The organism is uncultured Negativicoccus sp. (genome assembly GCF_902480485.1).
Classification (GTDB): Bacteria; Bacillota; Negativicutes; order Veillonellales; family Negativicoccaceae; genus Negativicoccus; species Negativicoccus succinicivorans.
The window spans coordinates 1-19,389 of sequence record NZ_CABSTC010000009.1 but is presented as its reverse complement, the minus strand read 5'-3'; the positions used below and the strand labels follow the sequence as shown (position 1 = coordinate 19,389).

Genomic DNA, 19,389 nt, shown 5'->3' with positions numbered 1-19,389 from the left:
TTTTATCCATAAGATATATATTTTTTATGTATCTTGATGTATAGTGGAAGTATCAAACTTGATGATTTGCAGCGAGAAGGAGTTTCTATGGATCTGGAATACTATCGCGATTTTATGACGATCGCGCGCGTCGGTACGATTGCGGAGGCGGCGCGTCAATTACGAATTGCCCAGCCGGCGCTTTCGCATCGCTTGAAACAATTGGAAGAACACTTGAACGCGCCGCTCATCAAAACCGACCGCGGCGTGCGCAAAATCGAACTGACGGAGGCGGGCGAATATCTCTATGAGCGCGCCCAATACCTGCTTTCGACCGAAGATAATTTGAAACGCGAAGTCACGCATCGCGTACAGGGCACGGCGGGAATTTTGAAAGTATCGCTCTCTCCGTCGACGGCGATGATGTTTATCCGCGACTACTTAGTACCCTTCAGTCGTACGTATCCGCAAGTACAGCACCGCTTAAATGAAGTGACGATCAACGAGCAGACGAATCAGCTGTTGGCGGGCGAATCCGAAATCGGTGTCGCCAACGCGCCGCTGGTGCACCCCGACCTGTTTCAGATCTTGCATACGGAGCGGGAACGTTTGCTGATCGCGTCTTCCCGGCAAAGCCGCTGGAACGCGTCGCGTCAGCCGATCGTCTCTTTGGAAGCGTTGCGCCACACGCCGCTTGCGCTTTCCCGCGGTTGCGCGCCGATTTTTCTTGACGCGTGTCACAAGTACGAAATGACCCCGTCTGTTTTGAGCATTTGTACAACGCGTACGGCGGCGCTCATTTGGGCGCGGGAAAATCGCGCCTGCGCGATCGTGCCCGAGCAGGCAGCGGAAAATTTTTCGAACGAAGTGTACTATACGGCGCTGGATGTGCCCGATCTCTATGTACAAAAAAGTTTCGTCATCGTGCGGGATCGGCCACTCACTAAAGTGGCGCAAAACTTTTTAGACTTTTACAATCTGACACTTGCCGAGACATAAAAAAGAACTGCCATTAATGGCAGTTCTTTTTTTATAACGATTTATTTTTCCAAGTGCGCGAAGATATCTTGACCGCCATAGAGCGACAAGCCTTCCAGTTCTTCTTCAATGCGCAACAACTGGTTGTACTTCGCGACGCGATCAATCCGCGCGGGCGCGCCGGTTTTGATTTGGCCGGCATTGACCGCGACGGCGAGATCGGCAATCAGCGAGTCGTCCGTTTCGCCCGAACGGTGTGAAATCACCGTCGTGTACGCGGCGCATTTGGCCATTTGAATGCATTCCATGGTTTCCGTGAGCGTACCGATTTGATTGACTTTGATCAAGATCGAGTTGGCGATGCCTTCCTGAATGCCTTTTTCCAAACGGGCGCTGTTGGTGACGAAAAGATCGTCGCCGACGAGCTGAATTTTTTGGCCCAGTTTCTGCGTGAGATGTTTCCAGCCGACGTAATCTTCCTGGTCCATGCCGTCCTCGATCGATACGATCGGGTATTGGCGAACGAGGTCCGCGTAGTATGCAACGAGTTCTTCGGCGGAGCGTTTCACGCCTTCTCCGACGAAATCGTAAACGCCGTCTTTGTAAAATTCCGAAGCCGCCGCGTCGAGCGCGAGCACGATATCTTCACCCGGACGGAACCCGGCGCGTTCAACAGCGGTCAGAATCAACTGGATCGCCGCTTCGTTGGACGCCAGATTCGGCGCGAAGCCGCCTTCATCACCGACCGCGGTAACAAGTCCCTGTTCTTTCAGAACGACTTTCAGCGTATGGTAAATGTCGGCGCCCATGCGCAAGCCTTCGGCGAAGGATTCCGCGCCGACCGGCATAATCATAAACTCCTGGATGTCGACGTTGTTATCCGCGTGCATGCCGCCGTTTAAAATATTCATCATCGGCACGGGCATTTCGCAGGCGTTGATGCCGCCGAGATAGCGATAGAGCGGCAAATGACAAGCCGCCGCGCCGGCGCGAGCCACCGCCATGGAAACGCCCAAGGTCGCGTTCGCGCCGAGTTCGCTTTTATTATCCGTACCGTCTAAACCGCACATGATCGAATCAATTAAAACCTGTTCGGTCACCGGCAAGCCGATTAATTCCGGCGCGATGCGTTCATTGACATGCTCGACCGCTTTTTGCACGCCTTTGCCCTGGTAACGGCTCTTATCGCCATCGCGCAATTCCAGCGCTTCAAACACGCCGGTGGACGCGCCGGACGGAACGGATGCGCGTCCGCGGGTACCGTCATCGAGCAATACATCCACTTCCACTGTCGGATTGCCGCGCGAATCCAAAATTTCTCTGCCGTGAATATCTACAATCATCATAGGTCCTCCTAGTCCAATAGTGACCGGCCTGTCATTTCGGCGGGCACGGACATTCCCATTAACGTTAAAAGCGTCGGCGCCAAGTCGGCTAAGATGCCGTCATGGAGCGTTTTATTTTTATTTTTTTCGCTCAGCAATACGAGCGGTACGGGGTTCGTCGTATGCGCTGTGTTCGGGCCTTGTGACGCCTCGTCCCACATGCGTTCCGCGTTCCCGTGGTCGGCGGTAATCAGCATTTCACCGTCTTGGGATTTCACTTCTTCCCAGAGCGTCGCCACGCATTTGTCCACTGTGCGTACAGCTTCCTGCGCCGCCGCCAGCACGCCGGTATGACCGACCATATCTGCATTGGCGAAATTCAAAATAATCGCATCGTACGTATGCGTGCGTAATGCCTCCAGTAATTTCTCCGTCACGATATACGCGCTCATTTCCGGTTGCAGATCATACGTCGCCACTTTCGGCGACGGCACTAAAATGCGATCTTCGCCCGGGAACGGTTCTTCACGGCCGCCGTTGAAGAAATACGTGACATGCGCGTATTTTTCCGTTTCAGCGATGCGCAACTGACGCAAGCCCGCTTTGCTTACCAATTCGCCGAAGGTATTTTGCGGCTGTTCCTTGCGGTAAATCACGGGTGTATGAAAAGCTGCTTCGTACGGCGTCATCGTGATGAGTTCCAAGGCCGGCACCCGCGGTCGTTCAAAGCCTGCGAATTCGACCTCAGCGATCGCCGCTGTCAATTGCCGCGCCCGGTCGGGACGGAAATTGATAAAAATGCCGCCGTCTTTCGGCTGCATGGTAACCGCCTCACCGATCCGTGTCGGCAACACGAATTCATCTGTTTCGCCGCGTTCGTACGCGCGCTGCAAACCTTCCGCCGCCGTCGGCGCGATCGTTCCCACGCCCGCGGTCACCAAATCATACGCGAGACGCGTGCGTTCATACCGTTTGTCGCGATCCATAGCGTAGTAACGACCGCACAATGTGGCAATGCGTCCGCAACCGATTTTTTGCATTTCCTCTTCCACATGCGCAAGCGACGGTCCCGCACATTTTGGCGGCACATCACGTCCGTCTAAAAACGCATGCACGTACACCTCTTTAATACCATGCTCGTGCGCCGCTTTGACGCACGCCAACAAATGCTCTTCGTGGCTGTGTACGCCGCCCGGCGAAACGAGACCGAGGAGGTGGAGCGCTCCGCCCCTTGCCGCGACTTTTTCGAGCAGTTCGACAAGCACCGGCTGGCTGAAAAATTCGCCTGAGGCAATATCGCGATGAATCCGCGTCAAATCCTGAAAGATGATCCGACCGGCGCCGATATTTAAATGACCGACTTCGGAATTACCGATTTGTCCCGCCGGCAATCCCACTTTTTCACCCGAAGTGGTGAGCGTCGCGTGCGGATATTCTTTCCACCACTGCGGAAAATGAGTAATACCCGACGTTTGAATCGCATCATACGGATCGCCGGATTTACCGATGCCCCAGCCGTCCATAATAACCAACATCACCGGTCCGCGACCGGAAGATACTCCTTCATTTTTCATAATTAACCACCGCGGCGAAATCATCGGCCTTGAGGGATGCGCCGCCAACCAAGGCCCCATCAATGTGCGGCGCCGCCATCAGCGCGCTGATGTTGTCCGGCTTGACGCTGCCGCCGTAAAGGATGCGCACCGCTTCCGCCGCATCGTGACCGGCGATGGTCTCAATCGTGACGCGAATAAGACGGCAGACGTCATTCGCCTGCTCAACGGTTGCCGTTTTGCCCGTGCCGATCGCCCAGATCGGTTCGTACGCCATGACAAGCGTCGCCACTTCCTCCGCGGACAGATTAATCAACGCCGCTTTGACCTGGCTTTCAATATGGCCGCGCCACTCGTCCTCTTCCCGCTGCCGAAGCGTTTCGCCGACGCAAATAATCGGCGTTAAGCCGTGATCGAGCGCCGCTTTCGCCTTTTTATTGACGCGAGGATCCGTTTCGCTGAACAGTTGCCGACGTTCCGAATGTCCCAAAATGACATATTCACAGCCGACCGATGTCAGCATGGTCGGAGATATTTCACCGGTAAACGCCCCGGATTCTTCCCAGTGCATGTTTTGCGCGCCGAGTTTAAGCGGGGTGTCCGCAATTCGTTCGCCGACCGCGGCCAGCGAAATGAACGGCGGACATAAAATGACTTCCGCCCGTGTCGCAAGTTCTTTGCCGACAAGTTCTTCCGTAAGTTCGCAAGCCCGGGACAGATCCGTATTCATTTTCCAGTTTCCGGCAATGATAGGTTTACGCATCGATGCCCTCCTTTTTCTGCGCGAGGCAGGCAATACCCGGCAGAGGTTTGCCTTCCAAGTATTCCAAGGAAGCGCCGCCACCGGTCGAAATATGAGAAATTTGATCCGCCACGCCGCTTTGGTTGACAGCCGCTACACTGTCGCCGCCGCCGACGATCGAGTACGCATCGCTTTGCGCGACCGCGCGGGCAAGCGCCTGCGTTCCTTTGGCAAAGGCCGGGAACTCAAACACGCCCAGCGGACCGTTCCAAACGATAGTCGCCGCATCGTGAATCGCCGCTTCGTACGCCGCCACCGTGTCCGGACCCGCATCCAAAATCATTTGATCACCGGGTACATCCGCAACCGGCACGATCGTCGGAGTCGCATCGGCGGAAAATTCCGGAGCGACTACCACGTCTGTCGGCAACAGCAGTTCGGTTTGATGTTGCGCCGCCGCTTTGATCACCGCCTGCGCCACATCGAGTTTATCTTTTTCAACGAGTGATGTGCCGATTTTGTATCCTTGCGCCAACAGGAAGGTATTGGCCATGCCGCCGCCGATGATGACGGTATCTGCCAATTCCACAAACCGTTGAATAACGCCGATTTTATCCGACACTTTCGCGCCGCCGATAATCGCCACGAACGGACGTTTCGGATTCTTGGCCGCTTTGTCGAGGTGTTCGATTTCTTCGTGGAGCAGTAAGCCCGCCGCCATCGGCAAATATTCGCTCACGCCGACCACGGACGCGTGCGCCCGATGCGATACGCCGAAAGCGTCATTGACCGCAAGATCCACCAGCTCCGCCAATTGTTTGGCAAACGCCGGATCATTTTTCGTTTCTTCCGCATGAAAGCGTACATTTTCGAGCAGCAACACTTCGCCCGCGGCAAGTCGCGCCGCTTTTTGCTTGGCTTCTTCGCCCACGCAGTCCGCGGCGAATTGCACCGGGGTCCCCAAAAGCGCAGACAAATGCGCCACTACCGCTTGCAGCGAAAGCGCCGCTACCGCTTTGCCTTTCGGGCGTCCCAAATGCGCCGCCAAAATGACGGCCGCACCATGCTCGCGCAGCCATTGAACGGTCGGCACCGCAGCGCGCAAGCGCGTATCATCCGTAATCGTGCCGTCATCAGCGAGCGGTACGTTAAAGTCTACGCGCACGTAAACTTTTTTGCCCGCTACATCAAGATCCGTCACTTGTAATACCGGCATATTGCCTCCTTAGTAAAAAAAGGCCGCAAAATGCGGCCTTTACCATTATAAACCTTGCTTACCGATGTAGGATACGAGATCCACCAAGCGGTTGGAATAGCCCCATTCGTTGTCATACCAGGAAACCACTTTCACCATGTTTCCGTCGATGACCGAGGTCAAGAGACTGTCGACTGTCGAGCTGTTCGGGCAACCGTTGTAGTCGCTGGAGACAAGCGGTTTTTCCGAGTAACCGAGGATGCCTTTGAGTTCGCCTTCCGCGGCTTTTTTCAGTGCCGCGTTGACTTCTTCGACCGTCGTATCTTTTTCGACTTCGCAAGTCAAATCGGTGATCGATACATTCGGTACCGGCACACGCATCGCGAAGCCGTTCAATTTGCCTTTGAGTTCCGGAATCACGAGAGCGATCGCTTTCGCCGCGCCGGTGCTCGTCGGGATGATGTTCTGCGCGGCCGCGCGGGCGCGACGCATATCTTTATGCGGCAAGTCCAGCAAACGCTGGTCGTTCGTGTACGCATGCACTGTGGTCATGAGACCTTTTTTGATCCCGAAGGTATCATGCAATACTTTCGTAAACGGAGCGAGGCAGTTCGTCGTGCAGGACGCGTTGGAAATGACATGATGCTTAGCGGCGTCATATTTATCCTGGTTAACGCCCATGACAATCGTAATATCTTCGTTTTTCGCCGGCGCGGAAATCACGACTTTTTTCACCGTTTCATGCAAATGTTTTTTCGCATCTTCCGCGTTGGTAAAGCGGCCGGTGGATTCAATAACCACTTCGGCGCCGTTTTTACCCCAGGGAATCTTCGCCGGATCCAGTTCCTGCGTGACTTCGATTTCTTTCCCGTCAATGACAAGCGCGGAGCCTTTGATTTCAATTTTCGCATCGAGTTCGCCATGCACCGAATCGTACTGCAGTAAATGCGCCAATGCTTCGATGTTGCCCGGATCGTTGATCGCGACGATTTCCACTTCCGGGTTGTTCATCGCTACGCGAAATACGTTTCTGCCGATTCGTCCAAATCCGTTAATCCCGACTTTTGTTGACATGAGTTTGCCTCCTCTGGCTGTTCACTATTTGATAAATTGCCTGTGCGGCGCCTTCATCCGTGACCAAACGGCCATGTACTCCGGCCCGCGCCATCGCCAAAATCGCGGCCGCTTTTTGCGACCCGCCGGCGACCAAAACTACATCCGGCACGCTTCCGAGCTCCTCTAACGTCAGCCCGACATTGTGCCGGCAATACACAATTTCACCATCGGCTCGCGCATAATACCCGAGCGTTTCACCGACCGCGCCGCCGGTCATCAGCGTCGCGCGTTCCGCCGGCGGAATTTGACGCAAATCCGCCATGCGTGCCGCATCACCGATGCCCATGATCAAAAGATCCGCACGATGAATCAGCGCTTCCACTTCCCGCAAGCTTTTATCCTCGCGCCGCAGGATGTCAATCAATTCCGGAGAAAATCCGTCCGGCACGTGCAGCATGCGATAGGTCCCGCGCGTTTTCCGCGCCACCATCGCCGCAATCGTGTTGGCCTGCGTTTCGAGCGTTTCGCCGAAACCGCCGCGCGCCGGCACCACAGTTACTTTCGCCGTGCTCTCCGGTAACGCTTTGGCCACCAAGGATAATGTCGTACCGCCGGAAACGGCGACCACTAAATCATCCGCCAAATAGCGGGCCACCAACAGCGCGCCTTCTTGCGCCAGGTTGCGTTGCACGGTGCGATCCCTTGACGAATCGCCGCGCACAATCCGTACTTCTTTCATCGCCAAAATTTCCACCAGTTCACGTTCCAGTCGTTTCACTGATTGGCGCGTACGGAAATAGGCGGCTAAATCGACCAGCAGCTGTTCACCGCGTCGAGTCATGGAAATACCGGCAGGAGTGACGGTCACTAAGCCGTTCGCCTCGAGCTCGGCGGCAAGATTGCGCACCACCCGCTCGGTAAAGCCTGTCGCATCCGCAATGGCGCGGCGTCCGATCGGCGCTTGCAACGAGACTTCTTTGAGAACGGCGTACCGGCGTTCCGCTTCGGCAAAAAGTTCCGGAACCAAGCTCACCAATACGTCTTCTTTCGTCGCAATCACCTCGCTTGCCCGCGGGACATTTTTTGTCCAACTGCGGTAAAAAAATATTCCCGCATTCATTGTAGCAAAAGAAATCTCAAGACGCAACGGCGAACCGAAATGCTGTTCTTTGCACCGCATTATATGGCCTCACGAAACCGGTTACGGAAACACCGCTTTGTTTGCTATACTAAATTTATAAATGTAAAGGAGCGATATGATTACTGTCAGCACCACATTGCCCGCCGAGGCGCGTAAGCTGCGGGAAGATGTTTTTATTCATGAGCAGGGTTTTGAAAACGAATTTGATGAAATCGACCAGTCCGCCCACCATGTGATCTATTGGGAAAGTGATCGCGCGGTAGGCACCTGCCGCTTTTTCCCGGCGGAAGAAGACGGCGCCTACTACATCGGTCGAATGGCCGTCGCTAAAGACCACCGCCATCAACAGTTGGGCACCGTGATTTTGGAAGCGGCGGAAGCTGCCATCAAAAAACTGGGCGGCAAAAAAATTATGCTTTCCGCGCAAGTGCGCGCCCAAAACTTTTATTTGCGCAACGGTTATACCGGCGACCCCGAAGAAGTTCATATGGACGAAGGGGAACCGCATCGTTGGCTGTATAAAAAAATATAGCATGCAAGAATTTATTTCTATGCGAAATTCGCAAGCTCATTGTTGTATTTTCATTGAACGCATGATGTTTTTAGTTTATAATTAAGTTATAAATAGAAAATATTCATTATAAGGGGGAAATGGTATGAAAACGAAACTGACCGAACTGCTCGGTATTCGATACCCGATTATTCAGGGTGCCATGGCCTGGATCTCCGAATCGACTCTGGTAAGCGCTGTTGCGAATGCCGGCGCCACCGGCGTGATTGCGACCGGCGGCCAGTCGTCAGAATGGATTCACGAACAGATTCGTAAAACGAAGGAATTAACCGATCATCCCTTCGGCGTGAATTTGATGTTGCAGGCGCCGAATAAAGATGAAGTGCTCGAAATTATTTGCGAAGAAAAAGTTGCTTTCGCGACCATCGGCGCGGGCAATCCGGTGCCTTACTTCGAACCGTTGCACCGTGCCGGCGTTAAAGCGATCCCGGTCGTGCCTAGCGTCAAACTCGCTAAACGCGTGCAGGAAAAAGGCGCCGACGCGCTGGTCATCGAAGGCTTTGAAGCCGGCGGTCACGACGGCATGCAAACGACGATGGCGCTCATGACAAATGTCATTCCGGAAATCGATATTCCGATCATCGTTGCCGGCTCCATTGTCGACGGTCGCGGTATGGCCGCGGCTCTCCTGATGGGCGCGGACGGCGTGCAGATGGGCTCGCGCTTCCTCTTAGCCGAAGAGTGCCAAGTCCATCAAAATTCGAAAGACGCCATCATTGCCGCCACCGATACGGATTCCGTCATCACCGGTTTTACGCGCAACAACAACGTCCGCGGTTTGCGCAGCGCATTCACGGATGAATACTTGCGTCTCGAGCGTGAAGGCGCCGCCGATGACGTTCTCACCGCTCTTTCACGCGGCACGAATCGTCTCGCCGCGGTCGACGGCGACACGGTAAACGGCGTTGTGCAAGTCGGCCAGGGCTTGAACCGTTTGACCAAGATCCAACCGGCGAAAGAAATCGTGGATGAAATTATTCACGAAATGACGGAACGTTTGCAGAACGCCCCGCAATTACTGAAATAACTTTTGTAAATAACGGAAAGGAAGCTTCTATGTACACCTATGATGGAGATTCGTTCCATGGCGTTTCACCCGCCTTGCATGAAAACGTCTATGTCGCGGAAGGCGCTAAAATTATCGGTGATGTTCGTGCCGATGAATGGAGCAGTTTCTGGTACAATGCGGTAGCTCGCGGCGATGTCGATTACATTTCCGTCGGCAAATATTCCAATGTGCAGGATCTCGTCTGCCTGCATGTGGCGAAAGGCTATCCCTGCATCATCGGCGATTATGTCACTATCGGCCACAGCGCGGTCGTTCACGGCGCCACGGTCGAAGATCATGTGTTGATCGGTATGGGCGCTAAAGTTTTAACCGGCGCGCATGTCGGCCGCGGTTCGATTATCGCCGCCGGCGCGCTGGTCCTGGAAAACCAACAGATTCCGCCGAATTCACTCGTCGTCGGTGTGCCGGGACGCGTGGTGCGCACGCATGACCAATGGGATAATATTCACAGTCAGGCGATTAAGTACAAAGATGAGTGGACGGTCCAATACAATTTGTATCCGGATGCGCCGGGTGAAACATATCACGGCGAAACGATCATTTGACCATAAAAAAGAATCTCCGCGGAGATTCTTTTTTTGTATCTAACCATCGGTACCTCGCCGGCCGTACGGCATTTGTTGTTTCCATCAAGCCGGCACTGCCTTTGCCCGAAATATTTTTCAATAATAAAAAAACCCTGCCTCGGCAGGGTTTTTGTTTGGTACAATTAACGTTTCGAGAACTGGCTTGCCTTACGCGCTTTCTTAAGACCGTATTTTTTACGTTCTTTCATGCGCGGGTCACGAGTCAGGAAACCTTCTTTTTTGAGCGCTTTACGGAAATCAGCATCGACTTCCAAGAGCGCGCGGCTGATGCCGTGACGAATCGCACCGGCTTGACCGGTCGCGCCGCCGCCATTGACATTTACCAAAACATCATACTGGTCGGTGGTGTTGGTCAGTTCGAGCGGTTGTTTAACGATCAGCTCGAGTGTTTTCAAACCAAAGTAATCAGACATCTCACGATTGTTGATTATGATTCGGCCTTGGCCCGGAACAAGACGAACGCGGGCAACGGATTTCTTTCTACGACCTGTGCCGTAGTATTGTGCTACTGCCATTTACGGTTCCTCCTTCCGGTTAACGAATATTCAACTCAAGTACTTCCGGTTGCTGTGCAGCATGCGGATGTTCCGCACCGGCGTATACTTTCAATTTACGATACATATTTTCGCCCAGCGAGTTCTTCGGCAACATGCCGCGAACCGCCATTTCAATAACCTGTTCCGGCCGACGTTCCAAGAGCCAGTTCAGATGAATGAAACGGCCGCCGCCCGGATAACCGGAATGACGGAAATATTTTTTCTGTTCTAATTTTTTACCCGTAACAACGACTTTCGCCGCGTTAATGACGATCACAAAATCGCCCGTATCTTGATGCGGTGTGTAAGTCGGCTTATGTTTGCCCCGCAGGACTTTCGCGACTTCGGCAGCTAAACGGCCGAGCGTTTTGCCTTCCGCGTCAACGATGTACCATTTCCGCTCAATGTTGCTCGGATTGGCCATAAACGTAGTTTTCATGCGTAGAATTCCTCCTTATCAAAATCGAAACGTAAACGGTTATCCTTTCCGGGGCTAATGGGTAGGACAAAAGTTCACTCGTATTATTTTAGACGTTAAGATCATGTTTGTCAAGAAATTTTCATCACAAATTCGGATTTCTGTCGTTAAAGTAATGTAAATATAATAACGAATTTTTATGCCCGCGTAAAGACTTTTTTCAGCGGCCCATTTTCGCTCATCGCATGGGCGCGGTTTTGCGCCGGCGGTAAACTTTCCAGTATAATGAAAATAAATTTTTATACCATTATAGAAAAGAGGCTCCTATGATTATTTCCCAACTTGCGGTCAGTCCCGCGTTGCGGGAGTTATTCGCCCCCGGAACCGTGACTTTTGTCAGCCCGGCGCAGGCGGATCCCGACGCTTGCGCGGCCGTTGTCTTAAGCGCGGAGGATCGGTCGCTCGCCCGCCGCTTTCAAGCTGCCGATGACCTGCCTCGTTTTATCGTAGACAGTGATGCGCCGCATTTTACACGTCTGCGTAAAGACCAAGTGAACGAAGTGGTGCTCGCAGCCGCGAAACGATTTGAGCAAGGTTTATTGCCGCCTTTTGTCGCCGCGATGATTGATTATACCGACGGCGATCAGACATCCTTTGCGACCCCCGGCCATCACGGTGGCGAATTTTTCCGCCGCACGCGCGCCGGTCGCCTCTTCTATGATTTTTACGGCGCCAATACGTTCCGCAGTGACCTTTCGTCTTCGGACGGTTACCTGGGCGATATGTTGACCCACGACGGTTTCGCCGCGGCGGCGGAACAGCATGCGGCCGAAGTGTTCCACAGCGACCGCACCTACTTCGTCTTAAACGGCACCTCAACCGCCAATAAAGTTTGCGCGACGGCGCTGTTGACTCCCGGCGATCTGGTGCTTTTCGATCGCAACAATCATAAATCCGCGCACCATGGCGCGCTGGTGCTCGCCGGCGCGACACCGGTGTATTTGGAAGCCACGCGTAATCCGTACGGTTTTATCGGCGGCATGCCGGCGGCCGCGCTCGACGAAAACGCATTGCGGGAACGTATCCGCAAAGTCGACGCCGCTAAAGCGGATCTGCCGCGACCGTTCCGCCTCGGCATTTTTCAGCTCGGTACGTACGACGGCATTTTGTACAATGCCCGTCAAATTGTAGAAAGCGTCGGTCAGTTGTGCGATTACATTTTATTTGATTGCGCCTGGGTCGGCTATGAACAATTTTTACCGATGCTGGCACCGATGAGCCCGCTCACCCTGGAACTCGGTCCGAACGATCCGGGAATTTTAGTGACGCAATCCGTGCACAAACAGTTGGCGGGATTTGCGCAAACCTCGCAGATTCATAAAAAGGATAACCACATTAAAGATCAGGCGCGGTACGTCAATCACGACCGTTTCAATGACGCCTTTTTGTTGCACGCGTCGACGTCACCGAACTATCCGCTTTTCGCGTCGCTTGATATGAACGCGAAAATCCATGAAGCTCCGCACGGCGAACAACTTTGGCGCGACGCCGCCACCGTAGCGACCGATGCAAAAAAAGAAATATTAAAACGCTGCCGGTATTTCCAACCCTTTGTACCACCGACCGTTGACGGTACTCCTTGGCAAGATATCCCGACCGACGTGATCATCTCCGACCGGCGCTATTTCGCCATCGATCCCGACGCGTCCTGGCACGGCTTCACCGGTTTTGCCAAAGAGCAATACGCGCTCGATCCCTGCAAAATTTTACTGTATACACCGGGCATTTCCCTTCGTGACGGCACGTATGAAGAGTTCGGCGTGCCGGGCAGTATCGTCTCGCATTACCTGCAAGAACACGGCATGACACCGGAAAAAAGCGATTTGAACTCGCTGCTCTTTTTAATCACCCCGGCGGAGTCTCCCGCCAAGTTGAACCGGTTGGTCGATCTGCTCGTGCAACTGGAAAAAGCCATCGAAGAAGACGCCCCCGTCGCCGATGTGCTCCCCCGCGTGGCGGCGGCGTATCCGGACGTCTACCGTACGCGATCGATCCGCTGGCTGTGCCAAAAGCTGCACGATTTTTACAAAGAGGCGAACGTCAGCCAATTACAACGTAAGCTGTTCGCGGCCGAGTATTTACCGCCGGTCGCCCTGTCCGCCGCCGAAGCCACACTTGCGCTCCGCCGCAATCAGGCGCGCGCGCTGCCGCTTCGCGAACTTGCGGGCGAGATCGCGTTGGAAGGCGCGCTGCCGTATCCGCCGGGCATTTTCACCATCGTCGCCGGGGAGCGTTGGACCAAAACCGCCGTCGAATACTTTACGGTTCTCGAACGCGCGATGCAAGCCTTGCCGGGATTCGCCCCCGAAATTCAGGGCGTGCATCAGCGCCAACGCAGCGACGGCACACCGGAACTGTACGCGTATGTGTATGAAGCGCCGCCCAGACCTTCTCGACGTGCAATTTATGATTGACACGAAATTATATTCATGGTACACTTGTAAAGCTTGAAATAAGCTATTGCTAAATTTGTAAAGGAGTGATTGCATGGCAACAAATCGGAACGCACGTTTTAAGGCGAGCCGACGGTTTGACCTCAACATCTACGGTCATCCGAAAGCGTTAAAACGGCAGTCCAAAGAGCGTCGCCCGCGTAAAATCTCGGAATACGGCACCCAGCTCTTGGAAAAACAAAAAGTTAAAGCTATCTACAATTTATTGGAACGTCAGTTCTATCGTTACTACGTCAAAGCGCGTAAAATGGAAGGCATCGTTGGTGAAAACCTTCTGTTCCTCCTCGAAAGCCGCCTGGACAACCTCGTCTATCGTATCGGCTTCGCGCGTTCGATCCGTCAGGCTCGCCAGATGGTGAACCACGGTTTGATCCTCGTTGACGGCAAACGCGTTGACATCCCGTCGTACAGTGTAACCCCGGGTCAGGTCATCTCGTTGAAAGAAGATCAACGTGCCAATGAAATGTTCAAGGCCAGCTTCCAGGAAGTTCGTTCCTTCGAGCTGCCTTATATTGAAAAGAACTTCGACAAATGGGAAGCCACTTACACCCGTCTCCCGCTGCGTGAAGAATTGCCGTTCGCGAACGACATTAACGAAACGCTTATCGTCGAGTTGTACAACAAGTAAGAATTTGCAAAACCTCCCTTGCAAAGGGAGGTTTTTTATTGTTGATAATCGTAGCGCGGAAGTTAATAGTATCTTTTCCTCTTCTTGATCTGTAATTTATAAAAGATGCCGTTAATGGTATAATAAATAGCAGTGTGATAATTAAAAGGAGGCATTTATGCGACATTCGAGCACGCGCGCGCGAAAACGAAAAAAACGCGGTGCAAATAAGAGTACGCTCATTATCGCCGCAATCATCGCGCTGGTCATTTTACTTGGCGCCGGTTGCGGATTTATCGGCGCGACCATCAGTAATTTGCCCGATGTGCAGCAAACGGGTACGCCGGCGGCATCATCGCAGGTATTTGACATCAAGGGTCGTCTGATTACGACCATTCATGCGGAGGAAAATCGGTTACCGGTTTCGCTGGATCAGGTCCCCGAGAATTTGCAGCATGCCTTTTTGGCAGCGGAAGATATCCGTTTTTATGATCATCACGGTATCGATCCCCGCGGCATCATGCGCGCGGTCTTTGCCAACATTACGCACAACGGCATCGCGCAAGGCGGCAGTACGATTACGCAGCAGCTCGCCCGCAACGCGTTTTTGACGCAGAACCGCACCTTGGAACGTAAATTCCAGGAAGCGATTTTGGCGTTGCAAATTGAACGCGAATACACCAAACCCGAAATTTTGGAAATGTACATGAACCAAATTTATTTCGGTGAAGGCGCCTATGGGATTCAGACTGCGGCCAATATTTATTTCGGTAAAACGGTAAGCGACCTGGACTTGGCGCAATGCGCTCTTCTGGCCGGTTTACCGCAAAGTCCTAACTACTACTCCCCGTTCAGCAATTTGGAAGCGGCCAAAACGCGACAGGCCACGGTTTTGAATCAGATGGCCAAGTACGGCTTCATCTCGCAAGAAGATGCGGACGCCGCCAAGGCGGAAGATTTAGGCTTGCGTTCACCGGAAAGTCTGAAACAGGTTCGCGGTTCCCGCGCTTCCTATTTCATCAGCTACATCGAGCAGCTGATTAGTGACAAGTATGATGCGGAAGCGCTTTATAAAGAAGGCTTGAAGATTTACACGACGCTGGATCTGGATATGCAGGAAGCGGCGGAACGTTCGCTGGAAGCGAATCTGCCGGACTTCTACACCGATGCCAACGGATTGCGACAGCCGCAAGGCGCTATCGTCGCTATCGATCCGCACAACGGCCATATTTTAGCGATGGTCGGCGGACGCGGCACGGACCATTTCAATCGCGCCACCCAGGCGGTACGTCAACCGGGTTCGGCATTTAAACCCTTTGTCTACATCGGTGCCGTGGAAAAAGGTATGACCCCGGGCACGATCGTCGACGACTCGCCGATCACGATTGCCGGTTGGAGTCCGCAAAACTACAGCCGGACATTCAGCGGTAAAATGACGTTGCGCCATGCCTTGATGAATTCCGTCAATGTGCCGGCCGTTAAAGTCGCGCAGGAAGTCGGCATGCACAATATCCTCGCCAACGCAGAAAACATGGGCATCAGCACCCTCGTCTTCAAAGGCGACAACAATGATGAGAACCTGGCCGCCGCCTTGGGCGGTTTGACGCAGGGTGTCATCCCGCTCGATATGGCATCGGCGTACGGTGTGCTGGCCAACGGCGGTGTGCACGTAGAACCGCAGGCGATCATTCGGATTGTGGACCGCAACGGTAATGTATTGGAAGAAAATACCGCCAAAGGCACGCAAGTCATCAGTCAAAAAACGGCGTACATCGTTACCAATATGCTGGAATCCGCCGTCTTACACGGCACGGGCGGCAACGCTTACATCGGTCGGCCCATGGCCGGTAAAACCGGTACGACGGACGACACTAAAGACGCGTGGTTTGTCGGCTATACGCCGGACGTCGCCACGGCCGTTTGGATCGGAGATGACTTCGACGGAACCTTGCAGGGATTGACGGGCGGTACCGTTCCGGCGGCCATCTGGCGCGACTTTATGAATGTCGCCGTCGCTGACATGCCGGCCACTAATTTCCCGACGCCACCGGGTGTCGAGGGAATCGCCGCGGAAGGTTTTTACCAACCGGCCTCGGAATCTGACAAAAAAGACGAAGATAAAGACAAGAAAGATAAAGACGGCAAAAAGAAAGATAAAAAATCATCCGCTAAGAATAGTAGCGACGACGATGATAAAACACCGGAACGCGTGCCCGGCAAAGTGAAAGGCGCGGGCAACGAATAAAAAATCCCGAAAGAACTCCTTGACCCGAGCGTTTATAAACGGATGCAAAGAGTCTTCCGATGGTACATACGGCAAGAAAAAAGGCGCTATTAAAAATAGCGCCTTTTTTGATCTGGTATCCTATCGCACGTTTCTAACTAGAATATATGGTTCGTGCCACCATTCTATGCGCGTTTATTATAGCATAAAATACATGACGGATAAAGAATCACCGGATAATCCCCACGCGCGATTTTTTATGCGCCCGCGCTTCATTCGGTAATGGTGAACGCCTTAAAATCCTAAATTTACTCGTAACGGTCACTGATTTCCTATCCTCAGATATTTTCTCGCAACAAAAAAGACGGCTTTCGCCGTCTTTTTTTGATTAGGTATCCGCTGTCGTCGTAATCGGACGATGCGTATGTATATCCTCATGCAATACTATTTTCCCTTGCAAAAGAGATTCTCCGATCGCGATGACGCGCTGATTTGACGAGCCGCGGAAACGTAACGCGGGATCGCGCAACGCGTCCACAAAACGTCCGTCAACGAGCACGTCACACAGACGCAGGAGCGATAATCGAACGGGATCGCTGATGATCTCTTCCCAAGTGTAACCGGAATACACCCAAATGTTTTTTTGCGGCTGAGCCGCCCGCACGGCGCGCACAACCTCGATCAGCCCCTCGACATTTTGCATGGGCTCACCGCCCAAAAGGGTCAGTCCCGCCACATTCGGATCATTGATGTAATCGACCACTGTCGCGGTTTCTTTATCCGTCCAAAGTTCGCCGGCCTGAAAATTCTGGTATTCGACGTTGAAGCAATTCGGACAATTGTGAGTGCAGCCTGTGACAAAAATACTCGTCCGAATGCCTTCACCGTTAGCGATATCGTAGTGCCGGATTTGTCCGTAACGCATACGTGCCTCAGATATGGAGGACGCGGTCGCGGATTTCTTTCGTGCGCCCTTCGTTCCAGAAGTTTTCACCGAGGTAGCCGCATGTCCGACGGATGACCGTCAGCAAATTACGATCGGTGTTGTGGCAACGCGGGCATTCCCACTGGATGTCGTCGTTGACTTTGATTTCACCGTCAAAGCCGCAGACATGGCAGTAATCCGATTTGGTATTAAATTCCGCATAGCAGATATTGTCGTAAATGAAGCGCATCATCGTCAGTACGGCATCGACGTTGCCGCTCATATTCGGGATTTCCGCATACGAGATGCAACCGCCGGTCGAAAGTTTTTGGAATTCCGATTCGAAACGGAATTTATCAAAGACGCTGATCGGTTCACGTACATCCACGTGATAGCTGTTAGTGTAGTAGCCTTTATCCGTAATGTCTTCGATTTCGCCGAAGCGCGCACGGTCAATGGACGAGAAACGATTGGTCAGGCTTTCCGCCGGCGTACCGTACAGAGAAAATCCCAAACCGGTCTGTTCCTGCCAGGTATCGACCGCTTCGCGCAGACGGTGCATCAGGCGCGCGGCAAACGCATGACCTTTTTCGCCGGTATGCGATTCGCCGGTGATGAGTTTGGTCGCTTCATAGACCCCGATGTAGCCGAGGGAAAGCGTGGAATAGGTATTCTGCAAGTACGGATAAATCTTTTCACCCGGTTTGAGGCGGGCAATCGCGCCATACTGCCAATGAATCGGCGACACGTCGCTCACGACATCTTTCAAGAAGTCATAGCGCAACATCAATGCTTTGTAGCAAAGTTGCAGGCGTTTTTCCAAGATTTCAAAGAATTTTTCTTCCGAATGTTCCGCCAAAATACCGATTTGCGGCAAGTTCAGCGAAACGACGCCCTGATTGAAGCGACCGTCCCAAACGTATTCGCCTTTTTCGTTTTTATACGGGCGCAGGAAGGAGCGGCAGCCCATCGGTGAAAATACATTGCCTTCATAATTTTCACGCATCTTTTTCGCGGAGATATAGTCCGGATACATGCGTTTCGCGGTGCATTTCGCCGCGAGTTCCGTGAGATAGTAGTACGGCGCGTCCGGTGTGATATTGTGTTCATCAAGCACATAAACGAGTTTCGGGAACGCCGGTGTGATGTAGACATTCTGCTCGTTTTTGACGCCTTCCAAACGCTGCGCCAAAATTTCTTCCGTAATCATCGCCGCTTCTTTGGCGTATTCATAATCCGGTTGGAAATACATGCACAACGTGACGAACGGCGCCTGACCATTGGTCGTCATCAAAGTATTGATCTGGTACTGGATCGTCTGAATGCCGTCTTTCACTTCTTTACGGGTACGTTTCCAGGCGATCGCTTCCGCTTTTTCCTGATCCGGTTCCATTTCATAAATGTCGCGTTGCTCTTCGAGCACGCTCTTGAGAATTTTGTTGAATGATTTGCGCACGAAAGGAGCCAGGATCCGATCGATGCCGTTAATGCTCTGTCCGCCGTACTGGCCGCTGGCGACCTGCGCAATGATTTGCGTCGTTACCGTACAGGCAACTTGGAACGATTTCGGCGAATCGATCTTCTTGCCGTTGATAACGGTACCGTTGGTGAGCATGTCTTCCAAATTGATCAGGCAGCAGTTAAACATCGGCTGGATGATGTAGTCCATGTCATGGAAATGAATCGCGCCGCTGTCGTGTGCCTGCACAATATCCGCGGGAATCAGTTTGCGGCGGGCGATATCTTTCGAGACTTCGCCGGCGATCAGATCACGCTGCGTCGAAACAACATGCGCGTCTTTATTCGAGTTTTCATCCAAGACAGCAATATTGCTTTTATTTAATAAACCGAAAATACTTTCATCGGTTGTATTTTCATGGCGCTTGAATGCCTGTACCGCTTTATAGTTTTCGTACGCACGGGCCGTTGCCGGGTTGTGGTTCTCAATGAGTTTATAATAGACCTTATCT

At 52.9% G+C, this 19,389-nt stretch carries 17 protein-coding genes; 7 read left to right on the top strand and 10 right to left on the bottom strand.

The window, feature by feature from the left end:
- Window positions 1–87 precede the first annotated feature (87 nt).
- Window positions 88–978, top strand: coding sequence for a LysR family transcriptional regulator (locus RDN69_RS01355; protein WP_288218158.1), 891 nt, complete (start codon window positions 88–90; stop codon window positions 976–978).
- Window positions 979–1,019: 41 nt separating this feature from the next.
- On the opposite strand, the gene eno is transcribed toward RDN69_RS01355, so the two are convergent.
- From eno to RDN69_RS01325, 6 genes are read right to left on the bottom strand one after another with little or no spacing between them, the layout of a single operon-like run.
- Window positions 1,020–2,303, bottom strand: coding sequence for a phosphopyruvate hydratase (gene eno / locus RDN69_RS01350; protein WP_288218157.1), 1,284 nt, complete (start codon window positions 2,301–2,303; stop codon window positions 1,020–1,022).
- Between the two features lie 8 nt (window positions 2,304–2,311).
- Window positions 2,312–3,856, bottom strand: coding sequence for a 2,3-bisphosphoglycerate-independent phosphoglycerate mutase (gene gpmI / locus RDN69_RS01345; protein ID WP_288218156.1), 1,545 nt, complete (start codon window positions 3,854–3,856; stop codon window positions 2,312–2,314).
- Window positions 3,846–4,598 (bottom strand): triose-phosphate isomerase, encoded by a 753-nt coding sequence (tpiA, locus tag RDN69_RS01340; RefSeq protein ID WP_273260373.1) that lies wholly within the window; start codon window positions 4,596–4,598, stop codon window positions 3,846–3,848. The genes gpmI and tpiA overlap by 11 nt, the downstream gene beginning before the upstream one ends.
- The gene (gene pgk, locus RDN69_RS01335; protein ID WP_273260375.1) at window positions 4,591–5,793 is read right to left on the bottom strand and encodes a phosphoglycerate kinase; all 1,203 of its coding nucleotides are present in this window, start codon (window positions 5,791–5,793) and stop codon (window positions 4,591–4,593) included. The genes tpiA and pgk overlap by 8 nt, the downstream gene beginning before the upstream one ends.
- Window positions 5,794–5,838: 45 nt before the next feature.
- Window positions 5,839–6,846 (bottom strand): type I glyceraldehyde-3-phosphate dehydrogenase, encoded by a 1,008-nt coding sequence (gene gap, locus RDN69_RS01330; RefSeq protein ID WP_024049122.1) that lies wholly within the window; start codon window positions 6,844–6,846, stop codon window positions 5,839–5,841.
- Window positions 6,824–7,888 carry a sugar-binding transcriptional regulator gene (locus tag RDN69_RS01325; RefSeq protein WP_184327591.1) on the bottom strand — a complete coding sequence of 355 codons (1,065 nt, stop codon included), beginning with the start codon at window positions 7,886–7,888 and terminating at the stop codon, window positions 6,824–6,826. Before RDN69_RS01325 ends, gap begins: the two co-directional genes overlap by 23 nt.
- A gap of 196 nt (window positions 7,889–8,084) precedes the next feature.
- Between RDN69_RS01325 and RDN69_RS01320 the strand changes: the two genes are divergently transcribed.
- The 3 genes from RDN69_RS01320 to RDN69_RS01310 all read left to right on the top strand — a co-directional run bounded on the left by RDN69_RS01320 (window position 8,085) and on the right by RDN69_RS01310 (window position 10,154).
- Window positions 8,085–8,501 (top strand): GNAT family N-acetyltransferase, encoded by a 417-nt coding sequence (locus RDN69_RS01320; protein ID WP_273260380.1) that lies wholly within the window; start codon window positions 8,085–8,087, stop codon window positions 8,499–8,501.
- Between the two features lie 124 nt (window positions 8,502–8,625).
- Window positions 8,626–9,567, top strand: coding sequence for a nitronate monooxygenase family protein (locus RDN69_RS01315; protein WP_273260382.1), 942 nt, complete (start codon window positions 8,626–8,628; stop codon window positions 9,565–9,567).
- Between the two features lie 29 nt (window positions 9,568–9,596).
- On the top strand, window positions 9,597–10,154 hold the full coding sequence (locus RDN69_RS01310) for a gamma carbonic anhydrase family protein (RefSeq protein WP_034439845.1): 558 nt from the start codon (window positions 9,597–9,599) through the stop codon (window positions 10,152–10,154).
- Window positions 10,155–10,318: 164 nt separating this feature from the next.
- Here RDN69_RS01310 and rpsI read toward each other — a convergent pair whose 3' ends face one another.
- Both rpsI and rplM read right to left on the bottom strand, forming a co-directional pair.
- Window positions 10,319–10,711: a 30S ribosomal protein S9 gene (rpsI, locus tag RDN69_RS01305; protein ID WP_159823326.1), complete on the bottom strand. Its 393-nt coding sequence runs from the start codon at window positions 10,709–10,711 to the stop codon at window positions 10,319–10,321.
- Window positions 10,712–10,730: 19 nt separating this feature from the next.
- Window positions 10,731–11,171: a 50S ribosomal protein L13 gene (rplM, locus tag RDN69_RS01300; RefSeq protein WP_024049116.1), complete on the bottom strand. Its 441-nt coding sequence runs from the start codon at window positions 11,169–11,171 to the stop codon at window positions 10,731–10,733.
- A 305-nt stretch (window positions 11,172–11,476) separates the two neighbouring features.
- On the opposite strand from rplM, the gene speC reads away from it, so the two are divergent.
- The 3 genes from speC to RDN69_RS01285 all read left to right on the top strand — a co-directional run bounded on the left by speC (window position 11,477) and on the right by RDN69_RS01285 (window position 16,515).
- Window positions 11,477–13,624, top strand: a complete 2,148-nt coding sequence (gene speC / locus RDN69_RS01295) for an ornithine decarboxylase (protein WP_288218155.1) — start codon at window positions 11,477–11,479, stop codon at window positions 13,622–13,624.
- A gap of 73 nt (window positions 13,625–13,697) precedes the next feature.
- Window positions 13,698–14,291 (top strand): 30S ribosomal protein S4, encoded by a 594-nt coding sequence (gene rpsD, locus RDN69_RS01290; protein ID WP_024049113.1) that lies wholly within the window; start codon window positions 13,698–13,700, stop codon window positions 14,289–14,291.
- A gap of 157 nt (window positions 14,292–14,448) precedes the next feature.
- Window positions 14,449–16,515: a transglycosylase domain-containing protein gene (locus RDN69_RS01285; protein WP_024049112.1), complete on the top strand. Its 2,067-nt coding sequence runs from the start codon at window positions 14,449–14,451 to the stop codon at window positions 16,513–16,515.
- Between the two features lie 367 nt (window positions 16,516–16,882).
- Here the strand turns inward: RDN69_RS01285 and nrdG are convergent, their stop codons facing one another.
- Window positions 16,883–17,419 carry an anaerobic ribonucleoside-triphosphate reductase activating protein gene (gene nrdG, locus RDN69_RS01280; RefSeq protein ID WP_273260390.1) on the bottom strand — a complete coding sequence of 179 codons (537 nt, stop codon included), beginning with the start codon at window positions 17,417–17,419 and terminating at the stop codon, window positions 16,883–16,885.
- Window positions 17,420–17,426: 7 nt separating this feature from the next.
- A partial coding sequence (nrdD, locus tag RDN69_RS01275) for an anaerobic ribonucleoside-triphosphate reductase (RefSeq protein ID WP_288218154.1) occupies window positions 17,427–19,389 on the bottom strand: 1,963 nt, incomplete at its 5' end.